Genomic DNA, 6,595 nt, shown 5'->3' with positions numbered 1-6,595 from the left:
AGCAGCGGCGCAGCCGCCCCTGCATGCTGGTCGAGTAGCGGCGCAGCCGCGTATCGAGACCCGGCGTCGTCTGACGGGTGGATCTCGATACGCCCTCTGCGAGGGCTACTCGATCAGCATGACTCTGCAGGCTCGTCCGTTCATGGTGGTCGAGGAGCGGCGCAGCCGCCCCTGCATGCTGGTCGAGTAGCGGCGCAGCCGCGTATCGAGACCCGGCGTCGTCTGACGGGTGGATCTCGATACGCCCTCTGCGAGGGCTGCTCGATCAGCATGGCTTCGCCGGCTCGGCATCGCAGGGCGGCGTCCCTCCCATGCTGGTCGAGTAGCGGCGCAGCCGCGTATCGAGACCCCACGTCTCCGCTCAGACGCCCCGCGGCGTCTTGTCGCGCAGCGACCACACCGCCGCGCTCGCGACGAGGAGCAGGAGCGCTCCGACGCCGAGGGCGAGCGCGCTCAGCGGCACGCCGAGGTCGCCGACGGCCCGCGGCTGGAACCCGCCGTGGAAGACGAGCCACGGCGCCGCGACGCTGGGAACGAGGTTCCGCGGGTCCCACGGCCCCAGGATCGGCAGCAGGTAGTAGGCCAGGGCGAAGACGGTGAGCGAGAACGCGCGCTCCCGTGTCAGCGTCGCGACGAGGAAGCCCAGCGCCGCGAACGCGACTCCGATCAGCACGAAGGCGGCCGCCACTGCGCCGATCGCCGCGGGATCCGCGGACGGCGGCGCCGACGATCCGTCGACGGGGAACGGCCTCAACTGCGCGGTGACGAGTCCGGCGACGGCCGCCGTCAGCACGAGCGCCGCGCCGAAGGCCAGGACGGCCACGACGAGGAGCGCCGCTTTCGCCGCGACGAAGGTGCGAGCCCGGCGGACCTGCGGCCATCGCACGATGATCGACCCGCCGCGGAGATCCGTGGTCGCCGCGAAGAGCCCCGTCGCGTAGCCGAGGAGCGGGGTCACGAGGAACACCGCGAGGCTCAGCCCCGTGCCGACCGCACCGAGCGGAGTCAGCGCCGCCGAGGCCGCCGTCGCCGCCTCGAAGTCGTAGCGCAGCGGATTGTCGATCTCCGTCCGCCCGTCCTCGTCCGTGGTCACGCTCACGGGCTCCGCCAGTGCCTCCTCGACGGAGTGCCCGGCCGAGCGGTACTCCGCGGCGGTCCTCTCGAACAGCGACGCCGTCGACCGCGCGTTGCCGACGTCGGTCACCGCGCTCCCTACCGCGAAGACGGCGCCGGCGAGCAGGACGACGAGGAGGAGCCGGGAGGCGACCGCACCGCGCAGCTCCCTCCGCACCTCGCCGCCCAGGGTCCTCATCGCCCCTCCGCCCGACGCAGGCTCGGGTGCGCCTCGGTGACGTCGACGAGCCTCCCGTCGACGAGCTCGGCGACCCGGGAGGGCAGGCCCTCGAACGCGGAGAGGTCGTGGCCGGTGGCGAGCACGATGCGACCGTCGGCGCAGGCGCGCCGCAGCCCGGTCCGCAGCTGCTGCCGGCCGGCGAGGTCGAGGCCGTTCGCGAACTCGTCGAGCAGCAGGACGGGGGCGTCCCCGGCGAGGGCGATCGCGAGCATGACCGTCTTCCGCTGGCCGGTGGACAGCCGTCCGGCTGCCGAGCGGAGGATCGCGGACGGGATCAGCTCCTGCACGAGAGGGCGGCGATGCCCCTTCGAGTCGTTCAGCTGGTAGTCCACGTTCGCCCGAACGGACCAGCCGGGGTGCAGGCTCGTCCGGTCGAGAACGGGGGCGAAGTCGGCGCGGCGCCCTGTCGCCGCGCCACCGACGTCGACCCGGAGGGAGCCGGAGTACCGGGTGAGCCCCAGCAGGCACCGGAGCAGCGTCGTCTTGCCTGCACCGTTCGGCCCCAGCAGCAGCATGAAGTCACCCGGCGCCAGCTCGAGGTCGATGCCCCGCAGGACAGCTCGCCCGCAGCTCCGCGTCGCGAGCTGCTCGATGTGCAGGCCCTCGCGCACCGTCGCTACCAGGAGGCCGACCAGCCGTCGCCGGAACGCACCTCGGTCGTCGCCGTCGCACTGGCGTTGTAGACGTTCGCATTGCCCCACGGCGTCGGGACACCCGCGCCCACCGTGTATCCCCCGCGCCAGATGTGCTTCGCGCGACTGTTCAGGATGCGGGACGTGCCGTTCTGCGTCACGTTGTTCGGGAAGACGGCTCCGGACTCCTGGAAGCCGGAGCTCCAGAGAACGGAGGAGGAGGTCGAGCTGAAATCAACCCTCTCGTTCGCCCACATCAGGATGCTGCCGCGGTAGAGGCTCGTCCGTGTCTTCCAGGTCTGCTCGTCGCTCATCGCACCCGGCGCCGGTGCCGAGGCGGTGGAGCGTCTCGGTGCTGATTCCGACGTCTTCTGCGGCGCCTCCCAGATCGCGATCGCCTCCTTCTGCTGGGCGGTCAGGTCGTCCGGGGTGAAACGGTCCTCGGCGTGAGCCGCTCCCGGCGCCAGTAGCAGCGCGCCGATCAGCGCGGCCGTCCCGGTGATGGCGACGATCGTCCTCGTCATCTCGTTCCTCTTCCTGCTCGGAGAAGGGCCGACCGCTGATGAGGCCTCACCGGCATGACCTTCTGTGTGTGGCCATAACCCTCCTCTCGATCGCCCCCGTCGGCAAGGGCGTGACGCGAAACGCAAGGGGCGAGGCCGCGCCGCGTCGCATCGACGGCTCGGGTGCGAGCGAGCGGACAGCGTCGGACCCGTCGTGCCCGGAGGGGTGGATCTCGATATGCGCCCTGCGGGCGCTACTCGATCAGCATGCTGCGGTCGGCGGGCTGCCGTGGGGGCGGGCGGGCCATTCATGCTGGTCGAGTAGCGGCGCAGCCGCGTATCGAGACCCCACGTCTCCATGCCGGTGGATCTCGATACGCCCTCTGCGAGGGCTAGTCGATCAGCATGGCTCTGCCGGCCCGGCATCGCAGGGCGGCGCCTCCTCCATGCCGGTCGAGTAGCGGCGCAGCCGCGTATCGAGACCCGCCGCCCCGCGCCGCTACAGTGACCGGCATGACCCCCTCGCGCGTCCTCGCACCGGAGCCTCCCGCCGACGGCTCGAAGCCGAAGGGACCCGCGTCGTACTTCCCGAGCATCGAGACCACCTACGGCCGTCCGATCCAGGAGTGGCTCGACCTCGTGAACGAGCGGCTCGACTCCGAGACGCACATGCAGGTCGTCTCCTGGCTGAAGACCGAGCACGGCCTCGGCCACGGGCACGCGAACGCCCTCGTCGCCTACGTCAAGGCGGCCCGCGCGTAGCCACCCCTTCAGGTGCAGAGCCATGAGCGAGGAAACGATCTCGTCGCTCATCGGCGACCACCTCCACTCGGAGCTATGATGCTAATTTATAGTCATCGACTCAGGAGGGCCGCATGTACGTCGCCCCCGACCTGAGCAGCGAGGAGCGGGACGTCCGCGTCGCCATCCAGGAGCTGAGCGCTTCGCTGAGGTACCAGGTGCGTCAGGGCAACCGGTGGACGGCGTCGCTGCGGCGGATGACGTTCGCGCGGAACGTGCAGGGGTCGAACAGCATCGAGGGCATCCACGCCAGCGTCGACGACGTGGCGGCGATCGCGCAGGGCGAGAGGCCGGTCGACATCGACGAGGAGACGGAGCGCGCTCTCGCGGGCTACCAGCTGGCGATGACCTACGTGCTCCAGCTCGCGCAGGACCCCGTCGTGGTCGACCCCACCCTGATCCGCAGCCTGCACTACATGGCGACCTCCTACGACCTCTCGAAGCGACCGGGTCGCTACCGGACCGGACCCGTCTTCGTGCAGCAGGAGACCACGGGGGACATCGTCCACGAGGGAGCCGACGCCGATGCCGTCCCGGCCCTGATGGAGGAGCTGGCCGACACGATCGTCGTGACCGGCGACCACCTCGTCGACGCGGCGATGGCGCACCTCAACTTCGTGCTCGTGCACCCCTTCAAGGACGGCAACGGGCGCATGGCACGCGTGCTGCAGTCCCTCGTCCTCGCCGCGCACGACGACGTCTCGCCCGTCTTCCTCTCGATCGAGGAGTACCTGGGCCGCCGTACGCAGGCCTACTACGACGTCCTCGCGCAGGTGGGCCGGGGCCGGTGGGATCCGGACTCGGCGACGCCCGAGAGCGTGCGCCCCTGGATCCGCTTCGTCCTCGCCGCACACCTCAATCAGGCCCGGGAGCGCGCCGCGCGCATCACTGCAGCCAGCGACGCCTCGACCGCCCTCAGCGAGCTGCTGCGAGCCGCGGGCATCGACGACCGGGCCCTGGATCCGCTGTTCGACGCCCTCTTCGGGGCGACCGTCAGCCGCGGCCGCTACATCGCGTCCCTGGCGGAGGCGGGAACGCCGATCAGTCCCCAGACCGCCACGCGCGACCTGGCGACGCTCGCGCAGGCGGGACTCCTCGCGACGAGCGGCGAGAAGCGCGGCCGCGTCTACACCGCGGGCGACTCGCTCCTCCGCCTCCGCCGCGAGGTCGGCCTCGGCCGCGCCTGGCGCGACGTCGACCCGTTCGCGTAGCCGACTAGGACGGGGACGACCTGCTCGCCGACCAGCCGGAGGTCGGTGACAGCCGTGCTCGAGGAGGGGGATCTCGATACGCGCCCTGCGGGCGCTACTCGATCAGCATGCTGCGGCGGCCCGGCGGCTGGTCGATCAGCATGCTGTGGTCGCGCTGCGGCTGGTCGGTCAGCATGCTGGGGCCGCACTGCGGGTGGTCGATCGGCATGCTGTGGTCGCGCTGCGGCTGGTCGATCAGCCTGCTGGGGCCGCGCTGCGGGTGATCGATCGGCGTGCTGTGGCCGGCGTGCAGGTGGTCGATCGGCATGCTGGGGCCGGCGTGCTGCCGTGGGCGAGGCGGGCCGTCCACGCTGGTCGAGTAGCGGCGCAGCCGCGTATCGAGACCCGGCTCCGTCTGCCGGGTGGATCTCGATACGCCCGCGGAGCGGGCTACTCGATCAGCATGACGCTGCCGCTCGACCGCTCCGCCGATGCAGCGCACCGTGGTGCCTCAACGGATCGAGGGCGCCTCGCGGGCCGCGCGATCCGGGCCGCCGCGAGTGAGGCTACGGGAATCTACCCGAATCTAAGAAAAACGTTAGACAGCGGTAGAAAGTCTTAGACAGCGCCGGCGGGCGGGCCGCTCGGCCTCATCGCCCTCGAGCGGTCGCACGGAGATCCAGCTCGAGGTGGCCGCGAGGACGATCGACAGGTGCGGGTGATGCGGCACTTCGGCGACCAGTTCCGCACGGACGACGTCGGGGACGACGACGGGTGCTCGCCGGCGACGAGCTCGAGGAGTCCGAGCCACGCGGCCGACGAGTCCCGTCCGGCGACCGAGACCTCCGCCGATCAGCGGACGCCCTCGGCACCCGCTGGATGCCGAGGACGGTGATCTCTAGAAGGAGATGTACTTCCCGTTGTCGAACAGAAGGAAGCTCTGCGCGCTCTCGGGGACGACGTAGGTGGTGTATCCCGTGAAAGTCGAGCCCGGATAGAGCGTCGGTCCGTCGCTCATCGAGGACATTCCCTCGCCGAGGGTCACGTACTCGTTGTCGTAGCGATTTCCCTCCGGAGTCGCGAGGGAGAGGTCGAATCCGGCGAGAGAGGGCTCCACTCCGTCGGGATCGATCCCCGTCATCGTCAATTCGGCGACGACGTACTTGAATCCGGCAGGCGCCTCGGAATTGAACATGTTCCATTCCGCGACCAGTCCGCCGGCATTCGCGTCGACGATCCTCGCGGTGAGGCTGTACTTGTCGCCACCGAACAGACCCTTGGCGGTGTACGGCTGAGCCATCGGAGCCGCGGCGGTCCCCGCGGCCGGGGCAGCTGCTTCGGCAGGAGCCGCCTCCGCGGCGGGAGCCTCCTCCACCGGTGCGGCTTCGGCCGGAACCTCGGCCGCCTGGGCCTCCTCCGTCTCGGCGGCAGCGGGAGCCGGCTCGGCGGGCTCGACGGCACTCGTCTCGGCGGTGACGGAGTCGGAGGAACCGGCGGAGACGGCGGTGGAGACGATGCCGGTCAGCAGGGCGATCGAGCCGAGGGCGAGGCCGGTGACGGCCATGCCCTTCGGCTGCTTGCGCACGAGGGCGAAGACCGCGAGCCCGACGGCCGCGACCGCGAGGATCAGTCCGAGCCCGGGGACCAGGCCGGTGAGGAAGGCGAGGATGCCGAGGATCAGGGCGAAGAGGGCGAGCAGGGCCGGGCCGCCGGAGCGGGGGCGAGCGGCTCGAGCCGACGCCTCGGTCGTCGAGGAGGCGGCCGGCGCCTGGACGTAGGCGGGCTGGACGGGAGGAGCCGGCGGCGCGGCTTCGTGCCAGCGGGTTCCGTCCCAGTAGCGAGGCTGGTTATCGGCGTGCGGTGCTGGGTACCAGCCGGCGGGGGCTTGTTCGGGCATTCTCGACTCTTCCGGGTAGCGCCGATCAGCGGACGCTGCGATCTCCGTCGCGTCGCCGTCGGTCTTTCAGGGGGCTCTCGGAGTATCTCAGAGAGGAAAAGGAATCGGTGACGCGGGGGACTCCGGGTCTCGCTTTTCTCGAGGCGCGAGGAGGACATCCGGTGCCGATCGTCCACGACTAGGTAATACCACCTGCTTGTCGTCCGCTCAGTCGGAGA

7 protein-coding genes are annotated in these 6,595 nt (G+C 70.8%); 2 read left to right on the top strand and 5 right to left on the bottom strand.

The genetic code is table 11. The features are described from left to right. Positions 1 to 361: 361 nt before the first annotated feature. The 3 genes from EDF17_RS09545 to EDF17_RS09535 are packed head-to-tail and all read right to left on the bottom strand — an operon-like array spanning position 362 to position 2,510. Positions 362 to 1,312 (bottom strand): hypothetical protein, encoded by a 951-nt coding sequence (locus tag EDF17_RS09545; RefSeq protein ID WP_123446877.1) that lies wholly within the window; start codon positions 1,310 to 1,312, stop codon positions 362 to 364. Beyond that, a complete protein-coding gene (locus EDF17_RS09540) occupies positions 1,309 to 1,965 on the bottom strand; it encodes an ATP-binding cassette domain-containing protein (RefSeq protein ID WP_123446876.1) in 657 nt (218 codons plus the stop codon). The genes EDF17_RS09545 and EDF17_RS09540 overlap by 4 nt, the downstream gene beginning before the upstream one ends. 5 nt (positions 1,966 to 1,970) lie before the next feature. Continuing rightward, complete coding sequence (locus tag EDF17_RS09535; protein ID WP_123446875.1) at positions 1,971 to 2,510, bottom strand: hypothetical protein; 540 nt, start codon at positions 2,508 to 2,510, stop codon at positions 1,971 to 1,973. 492 nt (positions 2,511 to 3,002) lie between these two features. On the opposite strand from EDF17_RS09535, the gene EDF17_RS09530 reads away from it, so the two are divergent. Continuing rightward, positions 3,003 to 3,251, top strand: a complete 249-nt coding sequence (locus EDF17_RS09530) for a DUF4287 domain-containing protein (RefSeq protein WP_123447064.1) — start codon at positions 3,003 to 3,005, stop codon at positions 3,249 to 3,251. Positions 3,252 to 3,364: 113 nt separating this feature from the next. Beyond that, positions 3,365 to 4,501 (top strand): Fic family protein, encoded by a 1,137-nt coding sequence (locus EDF17_RS09525; RefSeq protein ID WP_123446874.1) that lies wholly within the window; start codon positions 3,365 to 3,367, stop codon positions 4,499 to 4,501. Between the two features lie 94 nt (positions 4,502 to 4,595). Here the strand turns inward: EDF17_RS09525 and EDF17_RS09520 are convergent, their stop codons facing one another. Continuing rightward, on the bottom strand, positions 4,596 to 4,808 hold the full coding sequence (locus EDF17_RS09520; protein WP_123446873.1) for a hypothetical protein: 213 nt from the start codon (positions 4,806 to 4,808) through the stop codon (positions 4,596 to 4,598). A 570-nt stretch (positions 4,809 to 5,378) separates the two neighbouring features. Further along, entirely contained in the window at positions 5,379 to 6,377 is a 999-nt protein-coding gene (locus tag EDF17_RS09515) for a DUF2510 domain-containing protein (protein ID WP_123446872.1), read from the bottom strand. Positions 6,378 to 6,595: the final 218 nt, after the last annotated feature.

The organism is Rathayibacter sp. PhB1 (genome assembly GCF_004362935.1).
GTDB lineage: Bacteria > Actinomycetota > Actinomycetes > Actinomycetales > Microbacteriaceae > Rathayibacter > Rathayibacter festucae.
Note: the sequence above shows the minus strand (reverse complement) of the source record. Positions and strands in the feature narration are given on the sequence as shown.

Excerpts from the sequence above, each read along its gene's own strand:
- EDF17_RS09535 (WP_123446875.1), bottom strand. The coding sequence starts at position 2,510 with ATGACGAGGACGATCGTCGCCATCACCGGGACGGCCGCGCTGATCGGC.
- EDF17_RS09525 (WP_123446874.1), top strand. The coding sequence starts at position 3,365 with ATGTACGTCGCCCCCGACCTGAGCAGCGAGGAGCGGGACGTCCGCGTC.
- EDF17_RS09515 (WP_123446872.1), bottom strand. The coding sequence starts at position 6,377 with ATGCCCGAACAAGCCCCCGCCGGCTGGTACCCAGCACCGCACGCCGAT.
- EDF17_RS09530 (WP_123447064.1), top strand. The coding sequence starts at position 3,003 with ATGACCCCCTCGCGCGTCCTCGCACCGGAGCCTCCCGCCGACGGCTCG.
- EDF17_RS09520 (WP_123446873.1), bottom strand. The coding sequence starts at position 4,808 with ATGCCGATCGACCACCTGCACGCCGGCCACAGCACGCCGATCGATCAC.
- EDF17_RS09545 (WP_123446877.1), bottom strand. The coding sequence starts at position 1,312 with ATGAGGACCCTGGGCGGCGAGGTGCGGAGGGAGCTGCGCGGTGCGGTC.